The 21,001-nt window shown below is 62.3% G+C and carries 18 protein-coding genes and 2 riboswitches; of the genes, 10 read left to right on the top strand and 8 right to left on the bottom strand.

Features of this window, described 5'->3' with window-relative positions:
- Window positions 1-117: 117 nt before the first annotated feature.
- The 3 genes from KI811_RS02740 to KI811_RS02730 all read right to left on the bottom strand — a co-directional run bounded on the left by KI811_RS02740 (window position 118) and on the right by KI811_RS02730 (window position 4,789).
- Window positions 118-1,881 carry a S8 family serine peptidase gene (locus tag KI811_RS02740; protein ID WP_214184954.1) on the bottom strand — a complete coding sequence of 588 codons (1,764 nt, stop codon included), beginning with the start codon at window positions 1,879-1,881 and terminating at the stop codon, window positions 118-120.
- Between the two features lie 76 nt (window positions 1,882-1,957).
- Window positions 1,958-2,041, bottom strand: a riboswitch (cyclic di-GMP riboswitch).
- A 70-nt stretch (window positions 2,042-2,111) separates the two neighbouring features.
- A complete protein-coding gene (locus tag KI811_RS02735; RefSeq protein WP_214184953.1) occupies window positions 2,112-2,828 on the bottom strand; it encodes a Crp/Fnr family transcriptional regulator in 717 nt (238 codons plus the stop codon).
- Window positions 2,829-2,980: 152 nt separating this feature from the next.
- Window positions 2,981-4,789 carry a S8 family serine peptidase gene (locus KI811_RS02730; protein WP_214184952.1) on the bottom strand — a complete coding sequence of 603 codons (1,809 nt, stop codon included), beginning with the start codon at window positions 4,787-4,789 and terminating at the stop codon, window positions 2,981-2,983.
- Between the two features lie 76 nt (window positions 4,790-4,865).
- Window positions 4,866-4,949, bottom strand: a riboswitch (cyclic di-GMP riboswitch).
- A gap of 201 nt (window positions 4,950-5,150) precedes the next feature.
- Here KI811_RS02730 and KI811_RS02725 point away from each other — a divergent pair.
- From KI811_RS02725 to lpxC, 9 genes are all read left to right on the top strand, one after another.
- Entirely contained in the window at window positions 5,151-5,693 is a 543-nt protein-coding gene (locus KI811_RS02725) for an epoxyqueuosine reductase QueH (protein ID WP_214184951.1), read from the top strand.
- Entirely contained in the window at window positions 5,693-5,905 is a 213-nt protein-coding gene (locus KI811_RS02720; RefSeq protein WP_214185126.1) for a DUF2905 domain-containing protein, read from the top strand. The genes KI811_RS02725 and KI811_RS02720 overlap by 1 nt, the downstream gene beginning before the upstream one ends.
- A gap of 109 nt (window positions 5,906-6,014) precedes the next feature.
- Entirely contained in the window at window positions 6,015-7,076 is a 1,062-nt protein-coding gene (locus KI811_RS02715) for an SPFH domain-containing protein (protein ID WP_214184950.1), read from the top strand.
- A 3-nt stretch (window positions 7,077-7,079) separates the two neighbouring features.
- Window positions 7,080-7,796, top strand: a complete 717-nt coding sequence (locus tag KI811_RS02710; RefSeq protein ID WP_214184949.1) for a DNA gyrase inhibitor YacG — start codon at window positions 7,080-7,082, stop codon at window positions 7,794-7,796.
- Window positions 7,797-8,774, top strand: coding sequence for a TFIIB-type zinc ribbon-containing protein (locus tag KI811_RS02705; RefSeq protein ID WP_214184948.1), 978 nt, complete (start codon window positions 7,797-7,799; stop codon window positions 8,772-8,774).
- Window positions 8,767-9,420 carry a hypothetical protein gene (locus tag KI811_RS02700; protein WP_214184947.1) on the top strand — a complete coding sequence of 218 codons (654 nt, stop codon included), beginning with the start codon at window positions 8,767-8,769 and terminating at the stop codon, window positions 9,418-9,420. Before KI811_RS02705 ends, KI811_RS02700 begins: the two co-directional genes overlap by 8 nt.
- Window positions 9,421-9,504: 84 nt before the next feature.
- Entirely contained in the window at window positions 9,505-9,825 is a 321-nt protein-coding gene (locus KI811_RS02695; RefSeq protein ID WP_214184946.1) for a phasin family protein, read from the top strand.
- Window positions 9,819-11,504, top strand: coding sequence for an ABC1 kinase family protein (locus KI811_RS02690; RefSeq protein ID WP_214184945.1), 1,686 nt, complete (start codon window positions 9,819-9,821; stop codon window positions 11,502-11,504). The genes KI811_RS02695 and KI811_RS02690 overlap by 7 nt, the downstream gene beginning before the upstream one ends.
- Window positions 11,505-11,700: 196 nt before the next feature.
- The gene (gene lpxC / locus KI811_RS02685; RefSeq protein ID WP_214184944.1) at window positions 11,701-12,621 is read left to right on the top strand and encodes a UDP-3-O-acyl-N-acetylglucosamine deacetylase; all 921 of its coding nucleotides are present in this window, start codon (window positions 11,701-11,703) and stop codon (window positions 12,619-12,621) included.
- Window positions 12,622-12,694: 73 nt separating this feature from the next.
- On the opposite strand, the gene KI811_RS02680 is transcribed toward lpxC, so the two are convergent.
- The gene (locus KI811_RS02680) at window positions 12,695-13,801 is read right to left on the bottom strand and encodes a DUF362 domain-containing protein (RefSeq protein ID WP_214184943.1); all 1,107 of its coding nucleotides are present in this window, start codon (window positions 13,799-13,801) and stop codon (window positions 12,695-12,697) included.
- A gap of 163 nt (window positions 13,802-13,964) precedes the next feature.
- Here KI811_RS02680 and KI811_RS02675 point away from each other — a divergent pair, with 163 nt between their 5' ends.
- Entirely contained in the window at window positions 13,965-14,702 is a 738-nt protein-coding gene (locus tag KI811_RS02675; RefSeq protein WP_214184942.1) for a response regulator, read from the top strand.
- 275 nt (window positions 14,703-14,977) lie between these two features.
- Here the strand turns inward: KI811_RS02675 and KI811_RS02670 are convergent, their stop codons facing one another.
- The 4 genes from KI811_RS02670 to KI811_RS02655 form a co-directional block, all read right to left on the bottom strand.
- On the bottom strand, window positions 14,978-15,292 hold the full coding sequence (locus tag KI811_RS02670) for a BON domain-containing protein (protein ID WP_214184941.1): 315 nt from the start codon (window positions 15,290-15,292) through the stop codon (window positions 14,978-14,980).
- Window positions 15,293-15,442: 150 nt separating this feature from the next.
- Entirely contained in the window at window positions 15,443-18,256 is a 2,814-nt protein-coding gene (locus KI811_RS02665) for a GPMC system transcriptional regulator (protein WP_214184940.1), read from the bottom strand.
- 89 nt (window positions 18,257-18,345) lie between these two features.
- Window positions 18,346-20,190: a TIGR04442 family protein gene (locus KI811_RS02660; RefSeq protein WP_214184939.1), complete on the bottom strand. Its 1,845-nt coding sequence runs from the start codon at window positions 20,188-20,190 to the stop codon at window positions 18,346-18,348.
- A gap of 34 nt (window positions 20,191-20,224) precedes the next feature.
- Entirely contained in the window at window positions 20,225-20,980 is a 756-nt protein-coding gene (locus KI811_RS02655) for a GPMC system MBL fold metallohydrolase (RefSeq protein WP_214184938.1), read from the bottom strand.
- Between the last annotated feature and the right edge of the window lie 21 nt (window positions 20,981-21,001).

The following is a 21,001-nucleotide window of genomic DNA, read 5'->3' as shown; positions in this document are numbered from 1 at the left end:
GGATGGGACGAAGGGGAGACGGCAAGCGCCGTTTCCCCTTTGTGCGTCCGGCGGATAAATGAGAAAGGGGACGGCCAGTTGCCGTCCCCTTTGTGCGGGATCGTGGAAGAAGCGGTGCTACTTGTAGACAGTAATGGAAGCGGTTGCGGCGTTGCCGGCGGCATCGAAGGCCTTGGACAGTATGGTATGGGCTCCGGCAGCAATCTTCCTCGTGTTCCAGATGTAAGACAGGCTGGAGACGCCGGTTTTGCTGGTTGCCAGCTTGCCGTCGATGTAGATCTCGATGCGGCTTACTCCCACATTGTCACTGGCGGCGATGGAGATGGTTGCACTGGTGCCGATCGTTGCACCGTTGGCCGGGGAGGTGATGGCGACGGTTGGGGCGATGGTGTCCACAGTGTTTGAAACCTTGACTGAAACAGCGCTTGATTGCCCCATGTTACCCGCGGCGTCAAAGGCCACGGCCTCAAGGGAGTAGGAGCCGTCCACCGTGGTGGTAGTGTCCCACGAGAAGGCGTAGGGAGCGGTGGTTGCCGTGGCGAAGAGGGCGCCGTTGATGCGGAGCTCCACCTTGGCCACGCCGACGTTATCGGATGCCGCCACCGCCACCGCCGCATTTCCTTTCACGGTGCTGGAACTCGTGGGGGAGGTGATCGATGCGGTCGGAGCAGTGGCGTCGCTTATCGGCACCGCACTCTGGGCGGCCGTGAGGCTCTTGAGGACATTGATTCTTCCGTAGCCGAAGTACTGATCGAAGCCCGGGGTGCCGATGTCGTCGGCATTGCTGGTGATGATGTCCACCACCTGGGCGCTGGTCAGGGTCGGGTTGACGGAGAGGATCAGCGCGCCGAGCCCCGCCGCGATGGGAGAGGAGAAGGATGTCCCGCTCACGCTTGCATAGCCGCCGCCGTTGGCGGTGGTGAGGATGGAGACGCCGGGGGCCGCGATATCGATGGTAGGGCCGTAGTTGGAGAAGCTCGCCTTGGCATCATTGGCGTCGGTGGCCGACACCGACACCGCGTTGGTGCAGGCGGCCGGATAGTAGGGGGTGCTCGTGTTGTAGTTGGCTGCCGAGGCGAAGACGATAGCGCCTTTGTTCCAGGCGTAGTTCACGGCATTCTGGAGGGTCGAGGAGCTGGTGGAGCCGCCGTAGCTGAGGTTGATGATCCTGACGCCATGATCGGCGGCGTAGGTGATGGCGCTGGCCATGCGCGAGTAGGTGGCGTAGCCGGTGGAGTCCGCGATCACCAGGGGCATGACCTGGTTCTTCCAGGCCACGCCGGCAACCCCGGCGCCGTTGTTGCCCATGGCCGCGGCCGAGCCTGCGACCTTTGTCCCGTGGCCGGTGACATCGTGGGTATCGGCGTTGTTGAGAACAAAGTTGAAACCGGGGAGAAGCTTGCCGGCAAGGTCCGGGTGGCTGGGGTCGACGCCAGAGTCCAGGATGGCGATGTCAACGGAACTGGAACCGGTGGAGATGTCCCATCCCGCCGGTGCGGCAATCTTGGGGAGATGCCACTGGGAGGCGTAGGAGGTATCGTTGGGGATCGCTGTCGGTTCAGCCAGATAGTTCTCTTCCACAAAGGACACCTGGGGATTCTTGGCGAGGGCGGCCTTCACCTTTGTGCGGGCCGCGGCAGGTACCTTGATCCTCTTCACCCGCAGCTGGGGGATATCCTCGGCTTCCTGGGCGCCGGCCCCCTTGAGGACACTGTCGGAATTGGCCTTGTGGACGCCGGCCTTGAACTGGACGATCAACTCATCGGCTACGAACTTCTGGGGAGTGGGGGCGGCACCGGCCATTCCCGCTGCGAGGCAGAGGATGCCAAGGGTACCAAGGTGAAGGGTGATCTTTCCACAAACTCGTTTCGTGCAGCGCATGCGCCACCTCCATGGGGTGAGTTTGCTTCCTACCTCAGAAACAGACCCCCGCACCTATGGAAGGCGGGCGTTGCTCTTCGACAACCCGGCTATCCTGACCATGGAGTCAGGACCCGTGGCTTTGCGTCCCCCGGTTACCCGAAGTTTGCCCTTTCGGAAACTTTTCTTGTTATCTGGAATACTTGTCGGCAGTAACCATTAAAACTTGAGACGAAAAAGTGTGATGCCGATCACAAATAAGGCGGGTTGTGAAAAAGGAGAGGTTTCAGGAGCATTCTCCGACTGGCGAGCAACTCGATCTCTCCGTTTCGGGAGAAACGGCCCAGAATGCGGCTCGCTGTCTCACGGGACACCGATGCATAGCTGGCGACGGTCTGGTGGGTGAGCTTGATAGTGAGAATTTTCCCCCGCGAGTCGTCGACGCCGTACTGGGTGCCGAGATACTTGAGAACGCCCCGGATCTTCTGCTCTGCAGAGGGAAAGCGGGTCAGCTTCATGAGGAACCACGATTCGCGCAGCCGTCCGCAGAGCACGCTGATGATCTGGCGCAGCACCCGGTCATTGGTGAGAATCTGGCTCTCGAAGGTGGTGCGGGCAATGAGGCCGACGGTGGCATCTTCATGGGCCATGAGGGTCGCCGGTGACGTGCGGCCGTCAAGAAGTGCCATTTCGCCGAAAAACGCTCCCTTGCGATGAATGGCCAGGACCTGCTCCGAGCCGTCGGCTCCCTGCTGCACCACCCGCACCTTTCCCGCAAGGACGAGGTACATGTAGTTGGCGGTGTCGGCCTCATGGAGGATAGTGCGGTTCTTGGGAAAGACCCGTATGTCGATGAGTCTGCTCAGGCTTTCGATATCGTCGGGGGGAAGGGGGGCAAACAGGGGAATGCTGCGCAGAACCGGCTGCAGATCCACATGGGGGGGGAGTTGTGGAGTCCTTGAGTTCATGGTGCAGTACCTGCAATGAAGAGTTGGGATGCTTCGATTACAAGTATAGCAGCCTGGATGATGAATTCACGCGAATGGTTGAATCGGTTGTGTTTGGAGTTTCAGGACAAAAGAGGGGGGAGCGCCGCTACCCCCTCTTTCCTGATTGGATGTTATTTGAGGACCGATATGGTGGAGGTGCTCATATTTCCCGCGGCATCGAAGGCCCTGGCTAGAATGGTGTGGGTGCCACCGACGACTTTGCGGGTGTTCATGGTGTAGGAGAGGGTGCCCCGTCCGCTCACCGCCGTGACAAGGTTGCCGTCAAAAAGGAGCTCTATCCTGCTGATCGCCACGTTATCGCCGGCAGCGATGGAAACGGTGGTCTTGGTCCCGATTGTCGCTCCGTTGACGGGAGATCTGATGGCAACGGTCGGGGCGATGGTGTCGGCCGCGGTCGTGGTGGTAACGGGGGGGGGAGTGGTGACGGCTGTGGCCGCGTTGGCGACCACGACGAAAACACTGCCTGACCATCCCGTGTTACCCGCGGCGTCAAAGGCCACGGCCTCAAGGGAGTAGGAGCCGTCCGCCGTGGCGGTAGTGTCCCACGAGAAGGCGTAGGGAGCGGTGGTTGCCGTGGCGAAGAGGGCGCCGTTGATGCGGAGCTCCACCTTGGCCACGCCGACGTTATCGGATGCCGCAACCGCCACCGACGCATTTCCTTTCACGGTGCTGGAACTCGTGGGGGAGGTGATCGATGCGGTCGGAGCGGTGGCGTCGCTGACCGGCACCGCATTCTGGGCAGCCGTGAGGCTCTTGAGGACATTGATTCTTCCGTAACCGAAGTACTGATCGAAGCCCGGGGTGCCGATGTCGTCGGCATTGCTGGTGATGATGTCCACCACCTGGGCGCTGGTCAGGGTCGGGTTGACGGAGAGGATCAGCGCGCCGAGCCCCGCCGCGATGGGAGAGGAGAAGGATGTCCCGCTCACGCTTGCATAGCCGCCGCCGTTGGCGGTGGTGAGGATGGAGACGCCGGGGGCCGCGATATCGATGGTAGGGCCGTAGTTGGAGAAGCTCGCCTTGGCATTATTGGCGTCGGTGGCCGACACCGACACCGCGTTGGTGCAGGCGGCCGGATAGTAGGGGGTGCTCGTGTTGTAGTTGGCTGCCGAGGCGAAGACGATAGCGCCTTTGTTCCAGGCGTAGTTCACGGCATTCTGGAGGGTCGAGGAGCTGGTGGAGCCGCCGTAGCTGAGATTGATGATCCTGACGCCATGATCGGCGGCGTAGGTGATGGCGCTGGCCATGCGCGAGTAGGTGGCGTAGCCGGTGGAGTCCGCGATCACCAGGGGCATGACCTGGTTCTTCCAGGCCACGCCGGCAACCCCGGCGCCGTTGTTGCCCATGGCCGCGGCCGAGCCTGCGACCTTTGTCCCGTGGCCGGTGACATCGTGGGTATCGGCGTTGTTGAGAACAAAGTTGAAACCGGGGAGAAGCTTGCCGGCCAGGTCCGGGTGGCTGGGGTCGACGCCAGAGTCCAGGATGGCGATGTCAACGGAACTGGAACCGGTGGAGATGTCCCATCCCGCCGGTGCGGCAATCTTGGGGAGATGCCACTGGGAGGCGTAGGAGGTATCGTTGGGAATCGCTGTCGGTTCAGCCAGATAGTTCTCTTCCACAAAGGACACCTGGGGATTCTTGGCGAGGGCGGCCTTCACCTTTGTGCGGGCCGCGGCAGGTACCTTGATCCTCTTCACCCGCAGCTGGGGGATATCCTCGGCTTCCTGGGCGCCGGCCCCCTTGAGGACACTGTCGGAATTGGCCTTGTGGACGCCGGCCTTGAACTGGACGATCAACTCATCGGCTACGAACTTCTGGGGAGTGGGGGCGGCACCGGCCATTCCCGCTGCGAGGCAGAGGATGCCGAGGGTACCAAGGTGAAGGGTGATCTTTCCACAAACTCGTTTCGTGCAGCGCATGCGCCACCTCCATGGGGTGAGTTTGCTTCCTACCTCAGAAACAGACCCCCGCACCTATGGAAGGCGGGCGTTGCTCTTCGACAACCCGGCTATCCTGACCATGGAGTCAGGACCCGTGGCTTTGCGTCCTCCGGTTGCCCGAAGTTTGCCCTCTCGGAAACATGTTCGTTTTGGAAACGCGGAGTAAAATACCAAATATCAAAACGTTAATCAATCAATGAGTGAGTGACCAGGGTAACAAAAATTTAATGATACCTCCTGTGGGGCCGCAAGCTCCCATATGAACGCTTGAGCCTTCGGCGCCACTTGAGGTACTATCGGCGAAGAATTCCGTTACTTTGTGATTCCGAAGGGTTCAGGCATGAAAATCCTCCTCCATATGTGCTGCGGGCCGTGCGCCGCCTATCCGGTGGCACAACTCCGGGACCGGGGCGCGGCGGTGACAGGCTACTGGTTCAACCACAATATCCATCCCTATCAGGAGTACGCCCACCGTCGCGACACAGTGCAGGAGTATGCGGAAAAGGTGGGGCTCGATGTGATCTGGCGCGACGAGTACCGGCTGGAGGAGTTCCTGGCCGCTGTGGCGCAGAACCCGGAGGAACGCTGCTTTTACTGCTACTTCTCGCGCCTCGATGCCGTGGCGGCCGCCGCTGCCGCAGGGGGCTTCGACGCCTTCACCTCGACCCTCCTCTACAGCCGGTACCAGAAGCACGACGCCATCCGCGACTGCGCCGAGCGGGCCGCCGAGCGCCACGGCGTGGCTTTTTACTACGACGACTACCGGCGGGGGTGGCAGGAGGGGATCCGCCTCTCCAAGGAGCTGGGGCTCTACCGGCAGCAGTACTGCGGCTGCATCTACAGCGAGAAGGAACGGTACCATCCGCGGGAAGGGGCGAAGTGATGCAGGGGCTCGGCAAATCGCTCATCGTGTTCGGGCTCATCATTGCCGCCATCGGAGTCGTCCTCACCTTCGCCGGCAAGATTCCCTGGCTCGGCCGGCTTCCCGGCGATATCTACGTGAAGCGCGACAACTTCACCTTCTACTTCCCCCTCGCCACGAGCATCCTCATCTCGGTGATTCTCTCTCTTATCCTCTGGCTCCTGAGGAAATGACCATCTTTTGTTAAAATATCTCAAGTTTTGCCCCTGATCTCCGATACGTGCTACAGCTGCATCAATCAGAAGACGGCTGTTTGAATAATAGTTCTCGATGGAGGTCCCCGTGGCAATTAACGACATGAATGCGGTCTTTCTCGAAGTAATCGAGTGGTTCGACGACAGCGGCCGGGAGATGGTCCGCCGCATACCTCCCCAGGGGTCGGCAGAGATCAAGTTCGGTGCCCAGCTGGTGGTGCGGGAGAGCCAACGGGCAGTCTTCTTCAAGGACGGCAAGGCCGCCGACTGCTTCGGCCCGGGCCGCCATACCCTCACGAGCGCCAACCTCCCGATCCTCACGAAGCTCCTGTCGCTCCCCTGGGGGTTCACCTCACCCTTCCGCTGCGAAGCCTGCTTCGTGGGGATGCACACCTTTACCGATCTCCGCTGGGGGACCAAGGAGCCGGTGGCGTTCCGGGACAGCCGCTTCGGCATGGTGCGCCTGCGGGCCTTCGGCACCTACACCCTGCGGGTTGTGGATCCCGAGCTTCTCGTGAACGCCCTGGTGGGGACCCGGGGACTCTACACGAGCGTCGAGCTGGAGGAGTTCTTCCGGGATATCATCGTGGCGCGGCTGAACGACTACCTGGGGGAGACCATCGATACGGTCCTCGACCTCCCGGCCCGCTACGACGAGATGGCTGGCGCCCTGAAAGGAAGGCTCGCAACGGATTTCGGTGGTTTCGGCATCGAGTTGGCCGAGCTCTACGTGAATGCGATTACACCGCCGCCGGAGGTCCAGAAGGTCATAGACGAGCGAAGCTCCATGGAGGCGGCCGGGGACGTGGACCGCTATCTGAAGTTCAAGGCGGCCCAGAGCCTGGAGAAGGCGGCCTCGGCGGAAGGGGGCGGCGAGGCCGCCCAGGGGATGGGGCTCGGCCTTGGGGCCGGTCTCGGCATGATCCTGCCCGGCATGGTGGCAAGCGCCATGGGAGGCGGGGGGGCGAAACCGGCGCCGGCTCCTGCGGGAGGAGGGTGTCCCCGGTGTGCAACGCCGCTTGTGGCCGGGGCCAGGTTCTGCCACCAGTGCGGCGCTGCCGCGGGACCCGGCTTCTGCGCCGGCTGCGGCAAGGAGTTGCCGGCGGATTCCCGGTTCTGCCCCGGGTGCGGACGGCCCGCCGGAGGATAGCCGGTGACCGTATCCTGCCCCCAATGCGGCGCCCCGGTCGAGGCCCGCACCGAGACCCGCTTCCACCACTGCCCCTTCTGCACCTCCTCCTTTGTGGCGGAAGAGGGAAGGGGGATTGCCGAATATTACCTGGCCCACAACCGGGATGACCGGCTGGCATGGAGCACCCTCGCCTCCACTCTGGAGGGTGAGAGGAATGATTCGCCGGTGGAGCGGCTCGGGTGCGAGCATCTCGTGGCCCCCTTCTGGCTCTCCCGCTCCGGCGGAGGAACGCGTCTCGTCCCGGCCCTGCGGCACCCGTGGTTCGGGGTGACATCCCTGGTTCTCCCCGGGGGTGATCTCCTCTACGTGCCGAAGGGAAGTGATTTCACCCCTCCCGACATCCCCGTGGCCGAGGCCCTGGCGAACGGGGCCGGGAAGGAGCCCGCCTCTCTGTCCCTCGTCCATCTTCCCCTCTACCTCCTCACCTTCCGTGTCAATGGCAGCGATTGCCGGGCCGTGGTCTCGGCGGTGGACCGCCGGGCGTATCTCCTGGATCCCCTGCCGCGGAGCGCTGCTACGCTTCCGCTGCGCCACGCGGTACTGGTGGCGGGGTATGCCCTATTGCTCATTATCGTGGGTCTGGCGGTGAAGAATCATCTCCATCGGGCCGTTGCCTTTGCTGTCATCTTCGGAATGGCGTATTTTTCCTTCACGGCGTTTCTCCGGCGGGAGGCCTGAATGGCCGAGCAGCAGACCGTCACCATTTCCTGCCCCCAGTGTGCCAGCCCTTTCTCCTTCCGGGAGGGTGACCGCAACGCCCGGTGCCCCTCCTGCGGCACCTCTCTTGCCGTTTCGGGGGAGGCGGGGATTGCCCGCTTCTGGATCGAGGAGCGAATCGACCTGGCTCAGGCCCGGGCCAATGCCCGTCGGGCCGTGGCCGCGGCCGGCGGCGACCCGGACGTGGTGGAGCGGCTCCGGTTCGAGGGGGGCGAGCTCTGCTTCCTCCCCTTCTGGCGGTTGCGGGGCCACGCTGCCGGCTGGCTCTGGACCGAGCGGGAGACGGTGACGCGGGAGGAAGAGTACGACGAGAACGGCATGAAGACGGTGCGGGAGGTGCGGGGCCCCAGCCAGTGCGCCACCGAGAGCGTCATGGTGGCGGTGGACTACAGCTCTCCGGCCTGCGATGTGTCACGCTTCGGCCTGCGGGGGATCGCCGTGGTCGGTGCCGTTCTTCCCCTCCGGGGGATGGATTTCGCCCTTGTCTCCGGCCGGGGGACGGTGTTCGATCCGGTGAAGGACCCCGACGAGGTGCGGCGGGAGGCGGTGGCCCAGGCCAGGGCCAGGGGCGGGGGAAACGGGGTGATCCGCTCCACGGGGCGCTTCTCCCTCTGTGGCGAGTGCCTCGCCCTCATCTCGTACCCGGTCTGGAGCCTCACCTTCGCCCGTGACGACCGTCTCTATCCCGTCACCATCGACGGGGTGAACGGCCGGGTACTGGCGGGGCGGCTTCCGGGGAGCACTCGCCTGACGCTCCTGCGCCCCCTCATCACGGTGACGCTTCTTGTGTTCGCCTTCACACTCCATCAGCTTCTCGGCGCTGCCGCCGCCGTGGGGTTCCTGGGGTGGCTGGCCGCCAACGGCGGGCTTTCGCCGGAGCGGCTTGGGACCTGGTTCTTCACTCTCGTGGAGCGGCAGGGGGAGGTGGAGCTTGGCTGACCGGCACGACCTTCGCGTCATCCCTCTCCGCTGCCCGGCCTGCGGCGCCACCCTTGAAGCGGGCGGTGAGGACGTCATCTATCCCTGCACGCCGTGCGGCTCCTACCGGGAACTGGTGGGGGAAGAACTGGTGCCGCGGGAGGTTGTCCATGTGGCAGGCCCCGACCTGGACGCTCCGCCGGCCGCGCGGCGGGAGATGCTGCGGCTTCCCTTCTGGGTATTCCCCTTCCGGGCGGCCACGGTCGGTGGCGAGGTGACCACCCTTCGGGAGTATCTGGCCCTGGCGGGCTCAGTTTCCCAGCTCTCGCCGGGGCGCGGAGAGAAATCTCCCCTCGTCTTTATCCCCGCATTTGCCGCCAAGTCCGCGTCGCTTCTCAGGGCAGGCCGCCTCCTGACCCTCCGTTCCCCCGCCTTCGGCCGCTCCGTCGGCGTCCCTTCGTGCGTTGCCCCCATCGTCTTCCGGGAGGCCGACGCCCGTGCCCTGGCCGAAGCAGTGGTGCTTGCCACCGTAGCCACCGAGCGGCGCGTGAACCAGCGATTTCTCGACTCCTTCGCCGTTAAGTGCGGTGCCGGCCGACTCCTCTCGATTCCCTTCGACGACCGTGAGGGGAGACTCCATCAGCCTGATCTCGACCTTGAGATATAGGAGCCTGTCGAACTTGGGCTTGTCTTTTTTGCCATTCCTGCTACGTTTTAACCGTGTGATGACTGACTAAAGGAGGATTCGACCATGATCGAGCTCATCGAGAAAGCGGTTCTGACCGGCCTGGGGGTTGTGTCCCTATCCCAGAAAAAGGCCGAGGAGTTGGTGTCTGACCTGAAGGAGAAGTACAAGGTGGGGGAAGACGAGGGGAAGGCACTCGTGGAGAAGCTCCAGAACATGGCCAAGGATGCCCGTGAGCGGGTCTCCGAGATGGCGGACCAGGAGGTGAAGGGGGCCATCGAGCGGCTCGGCCTCGTTCCCCGGGAAGAGTACGACCGCCTCGTGAAGCGGGTGGATGCCCTGGAGGCGAAGCTCTCCACCTGCACCGAACCCGGCACTGAATGCTGACGTTCATCCAGCTTAACCGCAATATCCGGAGCCTGCGGCGCTACCGGCAGATCGTCAGGGTCCTTTTCAAGTTCGGCTTCGACCATGCGCTGGAACTCATGGGGCTCTCCCAGTTCGTGGCCCGGGGGCGCAAGCTCTTCCGCAGGCCGGAGTCGGAGCTTGCCCTCCTCTCGCCGGCCGAGCGGATGCGCCTTGCCCTGGAGGAGCTGGGACCCACCTTTGTGAAGCTGGGCCAGATCCTCTCCACCCGCCCCGACGTCATCCCCCGCAGCTTCATCCTGGAGTTCTCCAAGCTCCAGGACCAGGTCCCGTCGTTCCCCTTCGAGGCGGTGGAGGACCAGATCCGCAAGCACCTGGGGCGGGAGCCGTCCGAGTGCTATGCTTTCATCGATCCCGAGCCCCTGGCCGCCGCCTCCATCGCCCAGGTTCACCGGGCCCGGCTCGTCTCCGGCGAGGAGGTGGTCATCAAGGTCCGTCGCCCCGGCGTTGTGGGGCTCGTGGAGACCGACATTGACGCCATGATGGGGCTCGCGCTCCTGGCCGAGCGGCACCTCCCCGGAAGCGACCTCTACGACCCCGTGGGGCTCGTGAAGGAGTTCGCCCGGACCATCCGCCGCGAGATGGATTTCTCCCGGGAGGCCCATACCATCGAGAAGTTCGCCGAGAACTTCGCCGGCGACCCGACCCTCCATTTCCCCACGGTCTACTGGGATCAGACTGCCGGCGGGGTCCTGACCATGGAGCACGTCAACGGGATCAAGGTCTCGGACACAGGGGCCCTGGATGCGGCGGGGCTCGACCGCAAACTCATCGCCCGGCGGGGAGCCGACGCCTTCCTCAAGATGGTCCTCACCCACGGCTTCTTCCACGGCGACCCCCATCCGGGCAACGTCCTGATCCTCCCCGACAACGTCATCTGTCTCCTGGACTACGGGATGGTGGGGCGCCTCGACGCCCAGCTCAAGGGGTACCTGACCGACATCCTCCTGGCCATCGTGCAGCGTGACGTGGACGAGGTGATCTCGCTTCTCCTCTACTCGGGGGACATTACCGACACCCTCGACACCCGGGCCTTGAGGCGGGACCTGTCGGGGCTCATCGACAGCTACTACGAGGTGCCGCTTCAGCAGATCGAGGTGGGGCGGATGCTCCTTGAGTTCCTGGAGGTGATCACCACCTACCACATCCGCTTCCAACCCGACCTCATGCTCCTGGCCAAGGCCCTCGTGGCCATCGAAGGGATGGGGCGGGAGCTGGACCCAGCCTTCGACATGGTGGAGCACCTGCGTCCCTTCATGAAAAAAGCCATGTGGGATCGTTATTCACCGGAACACCTCGTGCGCGAAATGGGCTCCCACATCACCTCCTACGTGACCCTGTTCCGCAATCTTCCCAAGGATCTGAAGGAGTTCCTCAATCGGATCAACCGCAACAAGTTCAAGATCGACCTGGAGCACCGGGGGCTCGACAGGGCCCTCAGGGACTTCGACAAGTCCATCAACCGCCTCTCATCCAGCCTCATCATCGCGGCCCTTATCGTCGGTTCATCCATCATCATGCAGACCGACAAGGGGCCAAAGATCTTCGAATTTCCCATCTTCGCCTTCATGGGATACACCATCGCCGGCTTCATCGGCCTCTGGTGGGTCATCGCCATCATCCGCTCCGGAAGGCTGTAGCGACATCCTTGCTGTCGCATTAATGCAACAATGATTGTGGCGCCCGTACCACACCCGCAGCGCCGGTGCCCCACCTTGAATAGTATCCCCTGTCTGTAACTATCCTAAATAATTGATTATATGTTTTGTGTGATGGTTGGCCCGGTAGTTGCTCAGTGAAAAGAAAGTAAGCATACTGACAAACCAGGAGCCCACCATGGCGATGCAACAGACTCTGAAAGACAAAGTAACCCTCACCGGCATCGGGGTCCACTCGGGCCGGGAAACCACCGTCACCCTGCGCCCCGCCGAGGCCGGAACCGGCATCGTCTTCCACCGGATCGACCTTTCCCCTGCCGTGTCCATCGAGGCGATTGCCACCAACGTGGTCAACACCCGCCTCTGCACCACCATAGGGAGGAACGGCGCCGTGGTCTCCACGGTGGAGCACCTCATGGCGGCCCTTGCCTCCTGCGGCGTGGACAACGCCCACGTCGACATTGACGGCGCCGAGGTGCCGATCATGGACGGGAGCGCTGCCCCCTTTGTGGCGGCCATCCGCCGGGCCGGCGCGAAGAAACTCTCGCGGCCCAGGAAGTACCTGGTGGTGAAGAAGCCGGTTTCTGTTGCGGACGGCGACAAGAAAGTCACCATCATGCCGTCCCGCCGGTTCAAGGTGTCCTTCGACATGCGCTTCAACCATCCTGCCGTGGCGAGCCAACATCTGACCATGCGGTTCGACGGGGAGGAGTTTGCCGCAGCGTTTGCGTCGGCCCGCACCTTCGGTTTCCTGGCCGAGGTGGAGATGCTCAAGGCCAACGGCCTCGCCCGGGGGGGCTCCCTGGAGAACGCCGTCGTCATCGGTGACCAAGGGGTCCTGAATCCCGAGGGACTGCGTTTCGAAGACGAGTTCGTCCGCCACAAGATCCTCGACACCGTGGGTGACCTGGCGATGATCGGCTGTCCGATACTCGGTCACGTGAAGGCAACCAGGAGCGGCCACGACATGAATCACCGGTTCGTCACCGAACTTCTCACCCGCACCGATTGCTGGAAGCTCGTGGAGGCCGGAGAGCGGAATGACGAGGGAGCGGCGTTGTCGCTGCCGCTGCCGGAGCTGGCGTGGTCCAAGGGGTAGGGGAGTCACTGAGCCCATGACGAAAAAAGCAGCCTTGTCGGGCTGCTTTTTTCGTTGGGAGTTCGCGTTCTTTCTACACCCTCGCCAACTCATACTCCCGCGTCCCCATGCCGATCTTCTCGGCATGCTCCAACTGCACCTCCCAGTCGATATCCGGGTGAACGCCGCGGAACTTGTCTCCACCGGGCTCGTGGCCGCTTTCCAGGGCCGTGTTCTGGTTGCCCTGGGCGTCGTTGACGAGGTCAGCACAGGCCTGATCAAGGGCCACCGGGTCGGTGGAGGCGCAGATGCCGATGTCGTTCACGATGGGGGCGTCGGCATGGCCGTAGCAGTCGCAGGCGGGGGAGACCTGGGTGATGAAGTTGATGAAGAGGGTCTTCTTCTCTTTTCCCACTATGGCGCCCTTGGCGAATTCGGCCATCTTCTTCATGACGAGATCGGCGGCTTCGTTCCACTGGATCTGGATCGCCTTGGTGGGGCAGACGGTGATGCAGCGGCTACAGCCGGCGCAGTGGTTGGGATCGAGCCGTGCCTTCCCCTCGATGATGGCGATGGCGTCGTGGGCGCAGGCCTTGAGGCAGAGGCCGCAGCCGGTGCAGTACTTCTCGGCGATCTTCGGGGCCACGGTGGAGTGCTGGGTCATCTTTCCCTGGCGGGTCGAGCACCCCATGCCAAGGTTCTTGAGGGCGCCACCGAAGCCGGTCAGCTCGTGGCACTTGAAGTGGGAGACCGCCACCATGGCGTCCGCCTCGGCGATGGCGGAAGCTATCGGGACTTTCTTCAGAATCTCACCATTCACCTCTACCGGGATCCCCGAGTTTCCCCGGAGGCCGTCACACATAATGAGGGGGGCACCGGCCACCGCGTAAGCGAAGCCGTTCTCGATGGCGCAGGTCAGGGCCGAAACCGCCTCCTTCCGCTCGCCGGGATAGAGGGTGGACGAATCGGTGAGAAAAGGTTTGCCGCCGCATCCCTTGATTTCCTCCACCATCCGCCTGATGAAGATTGGGCGGATGAAGGTGTGGTTTCCCCGCTCGCCGAAGTGGACCTTGACTGCCACAAGATCCCCGGTGGAGACCCGCTCCCTGACCCCGGCCAGGATCATGAGCTTGCCGATCTTGTCGAAGAGGTTTTCCTTGTGGCCGGCCCGCATGTCGGCGAAATAGACTGTGTTCGGCATTGTCATGTCCTCCCTGGTGTGTCTGTCGTCGTGTCCCTGAAACGCTAACACAAGGGGCTCTGGTTTTCAATATTTGGGAGATTCTGGCCCTATCCCCTTGCGAATGGGTGAAAATTTGTTATTTTACTCATTAACAATTGCAGCACACAGTCCGGGGGATTCCATGAGTGATACGCAACGGCAGCCCGAAATTTGGCTGATGGGGTTGGGATGTGATGAGGAGCGTTCGGCGAAGGTGCGCGATTACCTGACCTATGCGGGATACCGGGTGACCTGCCACGGGATGGATGACTTTGCCGATGACAGGCCCCTCGGGGTGGTTCTCGATCTCTCGCCGTTCTCCAGGGACGGGTGGGGAATTCTGCTCGACATCAAGAATAACGCAGCCACCCGTGACGTACCGATACTGCCGGTCTATCTCAGCCAGGAGGGGAAGGTGGGAGGGATTTTTCCCGCCGTCGGATTTTTCACCCTTCCCGTCGATCCCGACTACCTCATGACGAAATTGGCGGTGCTGGGGCTCACGGAGGATGCCGAGACCTGGGACCTGCAGGTGATGGTGGTGTCGAAGCGGGGAGAGGAGCATCTGGCCAAGGCGCTAACGTCCCTCGGCTTCGATGTGGTTAACGCGTACACCGGCAAAGAGGCGGTTGCCCTTGCCACCATCGGCCGCCCCTTCATGGTTTTCTGCTGCGTAATGCTTCCCGACATGTCGGCGTTCGAGCTCATGGAACGCTTCCGCCTCTTTCCCCAGGTGCGCAACGTTCCCTTCTTTGTGCTGGTCAAGGATGCCATGAAGGAGGGGGAGAGGACGGCGCTGAGCCGTCAGGTCGAGCATCTGGTAAGGAAGAAAGAACTGACACGGGAGGAGTTTGCGACCCACCTTCGGCGCCGGCGCTGATTCCATTTTTTCTCTCAAGTTTTTGCCGCGACGGCCGAAGAGATAACCAGAGCAGGCATTCGATGTTCGAAAGGAGGCGCAGGTCGAAACAGCGGTCCGAAAACTTTGCTGTAGCACCTGAGGTAGGTTTGCCCTACCGGAAACATCCGGCTCGTGCCGGGTCGACACCGTCTCGAGAAAAGGCTGCATGGTGATTGCCATTGCAGCCTTTTCGCATTCATGCGCCAGGATGTAAAACAGTCTGAGCTGGTCGTAAATTCACCAGACTACCTCAGCTATTTCACAGTCAGGTCATTCTTCACCGCGTTGACACCCTCAACGCTCCCGGCAACTTCTCCTGCTTTTTTCACGCTCTGGGCCGAATCGACAAAACCGCTCAACTGGACCGTTCCGTTGTAAGTCTTCACACTGATCTGCAGCGTTTTCAGCGTTGGTTCTTCTAGGATTGCGGCCTTTACCTTGGTTGTGATGACAGAGTCATCGATATACTGTCCGGTGCTTTGTTGTTTTTGTGTGGCTGCGCATCCCATAAAAGTTGTTATCAGTCCGATGCAGAGCATGACCTTCAAAATTTGATACAGTTTTCTCATGATCCCTTCTCCTTCCCCTGGAGCGATGTGTTGCCGAGTCCGCATCAAGTTTACCTTCAGCTGCTCACCTGTCAATCATTCAAGGTGGTTATATGTGCTGCAAACTCGCTCAGGAACTGGGGGAAAAGGTTTCTGGATAACTCGGATTGATCAGCTCAGCTTCACCGTCTTATAGAGGAAATTCTTGAACTTGAAAAATTTTCGCCGTTCCTCGTCGTTCTCCTCTTCGTCGCCGTTCACCGCTTTCAGGTAACGGGCCACCTGGGGCATGGCCTTGCCCGCCGCATCCTTTGCCCGCTCGATGACGAGCCGTACCACGTCCCGGGAGATGGCGTTCGCGGAGTAGGGCTCGTAGACCGCCTCCCAGAAGGTCTCGCCGTTGGCGATCTGCTGCATGATGTCCACTGACAGCCGTTCGTTGAGCTCCTGGGCGGCGTTGGCAGGGGGAAGCTCCCGCATGCCGGCGGCCAGTGCGCGGCGGATGTCGTCGGCGGTAAGCATTTTCCCTTTCCGGAAGAAGAGCGCCCGCAGCAGGATGCTCCGCAGTTCCCGGATGTTGCCGTGGTAGTGGTGGTTCATCAGGATCTGCTTGGCGTCGTAGGCGAGGGTGGGGGTATCCTCCTTGGGCTCGTCGCCGCGATAGGTGCGGTAGAGCTTGCCGAGGAAGTGGGTGGCCAGGTCGGGGATGTCCTCCCGCCGGTCGTTCAGGGACGGCACCCGCACCGACAGCTCAGAGAGGCGGTGGTAGAGGTCCTCCCGGAAGTTCCCCCGCCGGATCTCCTCGGTCAGGTCCTTGTTGGTGGCTGCCACGAGGAGCACCCGGCTGAACCGGTCCTGGTTGTCCCCCAGGCGCACGAACCCGCCGTTGTCGAGAAAGCGCAGGAGTTGCACCTGGGTCTTGGGGTCGGCGTCGCCGATCTCGTCCAGGAAGACGATTCCCCCCGCCGCGTCTTCCAGAATCCCCTTCCGGTCGCTGTAGGCGCCGGTGAAGGCCCCTTTCTTGTGGCCGAAGAGCTCCGAGTAGGTGAGATCCCCGCTGTAGGCGGCGATGTTGGTCTTTTTCACCGGCAGCTGGCCGTTGGGGTTGAGCTTCTCCTGGTACATCTCGTTCAGCTTGTTGTAGAGGTTGTTGAAGAAGAATTCCTTGCCGGCGCCGGTCTGCCCCAGGACCAGGATGGAGGGGAGGCCGATGGTGGCCTCCTGGAGGACGTTCTTGGACCAGAGGGTGATCCGGTTGAAGAGGGGAACCGACACGGTCTCGATGAAGTCGACGATCTCCTGGGCCTTGCGGCTGTTGCCGATGATGTTGCCGAGGCGGTAGGAGGAGATCTGGGGGTCCTTGTAGGCCACGTCGGACTTGAGCCGCGTTACCTCGTTCTGGAGCCGCTCGATCCGCTTCAGGTCCGAGATGTGCCGGGCAGTGAGCCGGTCGATGATCTGGAGGATCCGCTTGTGCTCCTCGGTGAACCAGGCGGGCTTCAGGGAGTTGAGGCAGGCAACGGCGATCACCTCGTCGTCGCAGACGATGGGGACGGCGATCTCGCTCTGGATCTGCTCGTGCATGGAGCGGTGGAACCCCTCGCCCTGCTGCTCCTCTGCCACGCGGGCGATGATTTTGGGCTGTTTCGACCAGGCGACGTACCCCGTGAGGCTCCGCTCCTCCGGGGGGAGTTCGGCCCCGCCGATCCGGAAGGGGGGGATGTGCTTCTTCATCCACTCCTTGTTCTTGGCGCCGACGATGGTCCCTTCCTCGTCCTCCACCAGGAGCCACTTGCCCCCTTCCCGCTCCTCCACGATGGCGATGCTCCCGGTATCGGCGCCGATGAGCTCCGTCGCCTTGGAGAGGACCTTGGTGAGGAAGGGTTGCAGTTCCTCGGTGCGTTCCTGGAGGAGTTCGGTGATCTCGGCCAGAACCCGGATCTCCAGGTGCTCGCCGCCGATCTCGTTCACCGCCCGCTCGGCCATCTCGGCGTGGGTCTGGAGGAGCCCCATCTCGAAGTCGGAGAAGCGGTAGAGCTCCACGGTGAAGTAGTTCACGAGGCAGATGACCTTGCGGCTGGACGGCTCGTAGCGGGGGACCACGTAGAGGGAACGGAGCGCCATCTCTTCGGTGAGGGCCTTCTTCTGGAGGGAGTGCTGGGTGAGATCGGGGATGAAGAGGGGGCGCAGGAGCCGTTCGTCGGTGATGACGGCGTTGTCGTCGATGAAGCGGGAGATGAGAGAGGTGCCCCGCTGGAGCGCGATCTCTCCCTGTTCATCGTAGCGGGACTTGAACCGGGGGTCTTCCGAATGGCTGGCCAGGATGGCGAGCCGCGCCGTGCCGTCGTCGCCCATGACCGGCACGAGCACCGAGGCGAGCACCAGCTTGTCGATGAGGCGCACCGCCGACTGGACCATGAAGGAGGCGGCCTCGCGTTTTTTGTACTCGTCAACCCGCCTGGCCAGCAGGAGTTGCTGGTGGTAGATGCGGGCGGAGTCGATCCGGTCGGCCACGGAGGTGATGAACTCGCCCAAGAGAGCCTTATCCTTCCCCCTGAGGAGTTCCGCCGGCTGGAAGCGGTCGATGCAGGCCACGCCGATGGACTTTCCCTGGCTCACCACCGGCAGGAGCGAGGAGACACCCACGGCGAATCGCTCGGCAAAGCCGTTGTCGAAGGTGCTCGGGCCGGCCGGGTCATGGCGGAACTCAGCCGGGTACTGGCTGACGAATACGCTGGAGACCGTGGCCTCCCGGGAAATGATGGGAAAGCTTACCGCACGGATCTCATCTGCCAGAGGGCCCGAGGCGTAGACGCAGGAGAGGACTCCGCGGGTCAGGTCCTCCAGGTAGATGCGGATACGGTCCTGGCCCGAGACGAGGCGGATTCCCTCGGCAACGGCATGGAGCATCTCCTCCAGGTTTTCCTTGCCATAGTCGGCGATGCGGTCGCGGAGTGCGTTGAGCTGGGTGCTGAGATTGGTCATTGGCGCCTCTGAGTGTAGAAAATGTACTCAGGGGCAGTGTAGGGGAAGGGGGGAGGGGAAGTCAAGAAAATCGGGGACCTGGTCCCGGCTTAACTGAGCCCTTTGCGTATCTGGTAGAGTTGTTCCAGGTCGAGCCGGTTCAGCTCGAAGTATTCCCGCTCCAGTTCCTCCACGTAGAAGCGGTCCAGGCCCGAGTTTTCCAGGAAATCCTCCCGCAGGACGCTGTCCTTCTTGCCGATGATCTGGGGGAGGAGGCTGTGGAGGTAGACCGCCTCCTTCTTGATGGTAACGATGGTTTCGTCAAAAAGCCGCGCGGGGATGGTGTCGGTTATGATTTTCCGTTTCCGCAGATCCTCGGTCACCTCGCGTTTCATGGTCGCCTGGTCGTCCCGGGTGGCGTAGTTGGAGTAGAAGTTCCTGATCCGGTCCCGCACATGGTTCAGGAGGGCGATGGCGAGCCGTTCCTCACGGTCGATGGCCAGCAATTCGTCCAGTAGCGCCGCCACGGTGAGCCGGTTCTCCTCGATAAGCCGCAGCCCCGCCACGAGCGCCGTAACCTTCCTCCGTCCGTAGCGGCCCAGATACTTGTTCTCCAGTATCCCGTCAATGAAGATCTCGGTGAAGAGCCCCGGCCGCAGTTCCTCGAAGGCACTCCGGTTTCCCAGGAGGCTCCGGATCATCTCCTCGGAGATGCGCACGGTTTCCATGAACGCGAGCTGGTTCACCGCCTGGGACGTGGCGTCGAACCGGTCGAAATAGGTGATGATGTGGGAGAACCCCTCCAGGAGCGACAGGTTTCCCCCGTCGCGGATCCTCTCATCGCACCCCTTGCTGGCGTCGAGGAGGATCTCCTCGAAGGTGTGGTCCCGGACTTCGGCGGCGCGCTTTTTGGCGAAGAGGAGCCTCACCATGTCCTCCCGGTCGATGGCGCTCTCGATATCCCGTTCCCGCAGGAAGAGCCCTTCGAGGATCTGGCGGGTCTCGGCGATGGACTCGTGCTCCTCGGTCCCCCCGATCTTCTTGTCTTTTTTCAGCATGTCGTCGAGGGCGTAAAAGAGGGCGCCGGGGATCTTGTTTCGCACCGACAGGGTCTTGAGGCGAGTGAGCCGGGCGTTTTCCAGGGCGCTGATCTCCCCCTTGAGGTGGCAGCCGATGAGGATGTTCTTGTATTCGTCAACGATCCGCCGATTGGCCGGATGCTTGTACATGACATCGATCCTGATCCGCTCCTGCTGGTAGCGGTCGATGTTGTGACGCTCGGCAATGGCCGAAAGCCCGGCGAAATCCTCGTCGGAGATTTTCTTGCTGGCAAAGTAGAGGCTGCGGAAGGTGTCGTAATATTCCCGGTGATGGATGTTCACCAGCTTGAAGAGAAAGAAGAGGGCGCCGGGGTCGTTCAGGAGCCCGAGCACCTCGTCGATGAGGGTGTTCTCGTCATGGGCTCCCACGGCCGGAGAGCGCTTGAGGGCCTTGCCGACGGCGCGGACCATGGCTGTCTGCTGTTGGCGGAGGCTCGTGCCGAGGCGTTCCGAGGCGAGGAAAAAGAAGTAGTTCGCCACCGCGTTGCCGTCGAAGAAAATTTTGTCGAAGCCCAACTCCCCGCCGGTCTGTTCGCTGAAGTGGAGCGTCCCTCCCTCGTCGCCGGAACGGGCGCCGTAGACGACGAGCCGGTTGATGACATCCCCCTTGGCCAGGTCGGTCATGGGCTGGTCCACGCCGAACATATACTCGCAGAAGGAACCGCCGTTGCCTGCGTGTCTGATGCCGCCGCGGCCGATGACGAACTCGTTGCCGGGGGAGAAGAAGCGGAGTTGCGCCCCGTTGCTCTCGGCGGCGTTGAAGAAGTAGCGCCGGTGGGCATCCTCGCCCGCCACAATGGCGTAATACTCGATTCGATCGTCGATATGTCCGTGGAGGCGGATGTCTTTGTTCATGGGAACCTTATGCCGCTGGTTTTGTCAGCTCCGTCTACAAAGCAATCTCCATGCCGTCGTATGCAAACTCAACGCCTTCGGGGAGCCGCGACTCGTCCCCATGGGCCACCTCGTGGGTCAGGTGGGTAAGGATGGCCCGCTTCGGCTTCAGTTGTTCCACGATCCTGAGAGCCCCCTCGATGTTGAAGTGGTTCTCGTGGGGAGTGTAGCGGAGGGCGTCCATGATGAGGATGTCCAGGCCGGCCAGGAGCGATAGCGACGACGCGGGGATGCGGCTGCAGTCGGTGAGGTAGGCGGCGCCGTCGATCCGGTAGCCGGTGGCGGGCATGGAGCCGTGGTAGAGATGGATCGGGACGATGGTCTGGCCGAAAAGGGCGAACGGTTCGTTCACGATGTGGGCTTCCATGAGGGGGGAGTAGCCGGCCACCTCCTGTCCCCGGAAGATGTAGGAGAAGCTCTTGAGCACCATTTCCATGGTTGTGCGGCTGGCGTGGCAGGGGATCACCCGGCGGTGGATGAAGTGAAAACCGCGCAGGTCGTCGATGCCGTTCACATGGTCGGCGTGAGGATGGGTGAAGAGCACGGCGTCAATGTGGGGAATCCGCTGGCGCAGGGCCTGGCGCCGAAGGTCCGGCGTGGTGTCGACGAGGATGTACTTCCCCGCCGTCTCGATCATGATGGAGGAGCGGGTCCGTTTGTCCTTCGGGTCGTTCGACGAGCAGACCGGACAGTGGCAGCCGACCATGGGGACGCCGGTTGAGGTGCCGCTGCCGAGAATGGTTATTTTCATGTGGTGAATTCCCTGTAAAAT

The sequence above is a fragment of the Geobacter hydrogenophilus genome (assembly GCF_018501225.1).
In the GTDB taxonomy this organism is placed as follows: domain Bacteria; phylum Desulfobacterota; class Desulfuromonadia; order Geobacterales; family Geobacteraceae; genus Geobacter; species Geobacter hydrogenophilus.
The sequence above is the reverse complement of the archived record's forward strand: the minus strand, read 5'-3'. Positions and strand labels throughout refer to the sequence as shown.

Bases quoted from the DNA above. Each gene is read 5' to 3' on its own strand.
- KI811_RS02740 (WP_214184954.1), bottom strand. From the start codon at position 1,881: ATGCGCTGCACGAAACGAGTTTGTGGAAAGATCACCCTTCACCTTGGT.
- KI811_RS02705 (WP_214184948.1), top strand. From the start codon at position 7,797: ATGGCCGAGCAGCAGACCGTCACCATTTCCTGCCCCCAGTGTGCCAGC.
- KI811_RS02680 (WP_214184943.1), bottom strand. From the start codon at position 13,801: ATGCCGAACACAGTCTATTTCGCCGACATGCGGGCCGGCCACAAGGAA.
- KI811_RS02730 (WP_214184952.1), bottom strand. From the start codon at position 4,789: ATGCGCTGCACGAAACGAGTTTGTGGAAAGATCACCCTTCACCTTGGT.
- KI811_RS02655 (WP_214184938.1), bottom strand. From the start codon at position 20,980: ATGAAAATAACCATTCTCGGCAGCGGCACCTCAACCGGCGTCCCCATG.
- KI811_RS02665 (WP_214184940.1), bottom strand. From the start codon at position 18,256: ATGACCAATCTCAGCACCCAGCTCAACGCACTCCGCGACCGCATCGCC.
- KI811_RS02735 (WP_214184953.1), bottom strand. From the start codon at position 2,828: ATGAACTCAAGGACTCCACAACTCCCCCCCCATGTGGATCTGCAGCCG.
- KI811_RS02660 (WP_214184939.1), bottom strand. From the start codon at position 20,190: ATGAACAAAGACATCCGCCTCCACGGACATATCGACGATCGAATCGAG.
- KI811_RS02690 (WP_214184945.1), top strand. From the start codon at position 9,819: ATGCTGACGTTCATCCAGCTTAACCGCAATATCCGGAGCCTGCGGCGC.
- KI811_RS02675 (WP_214184942.1), top strand. From the start codon at position 13,965: ATGAGTGATACGCAACGGCAGCCCGAAATTTGGCTGATGGGGTTGGGA.
- KI811_RS02720 (WP_214185126.1), top strand. From the start codon at position 5,693: ATGCAGGGGCTCGGCAAATCGCTCATCGTGTTCGGGCTCATCATTGCC.
- KI811_RS02695 (WP_214184946.1), top strand. From the start codon at position 9,505: ATGATCGAGCTCATCGAGAAAGCGGTTCTGACCGGCCTGGGGGTTGTG.
- KI811_RS02670 (WP_214184941.1), bottom strand. From the start codon at position 15,292: ATGAGAAAACTGTATCAAATTTTGAAGGTCATGCTCTGCATCGGACTG.
- lpxC (WP_214184944.1), top strand. From the start codon at position 11,701: ATGGCGATGCAACAGACTCTGAAAGACAAAGTAACCCTCACCGGCATC.
- KI811_RS02725 (WP_214184951.1), top strand. From the start codon at position 5,151: ATGAAAATCCTCCTCCATATGTGCTGCGGGCCGTGCGCCGCCTATCCG.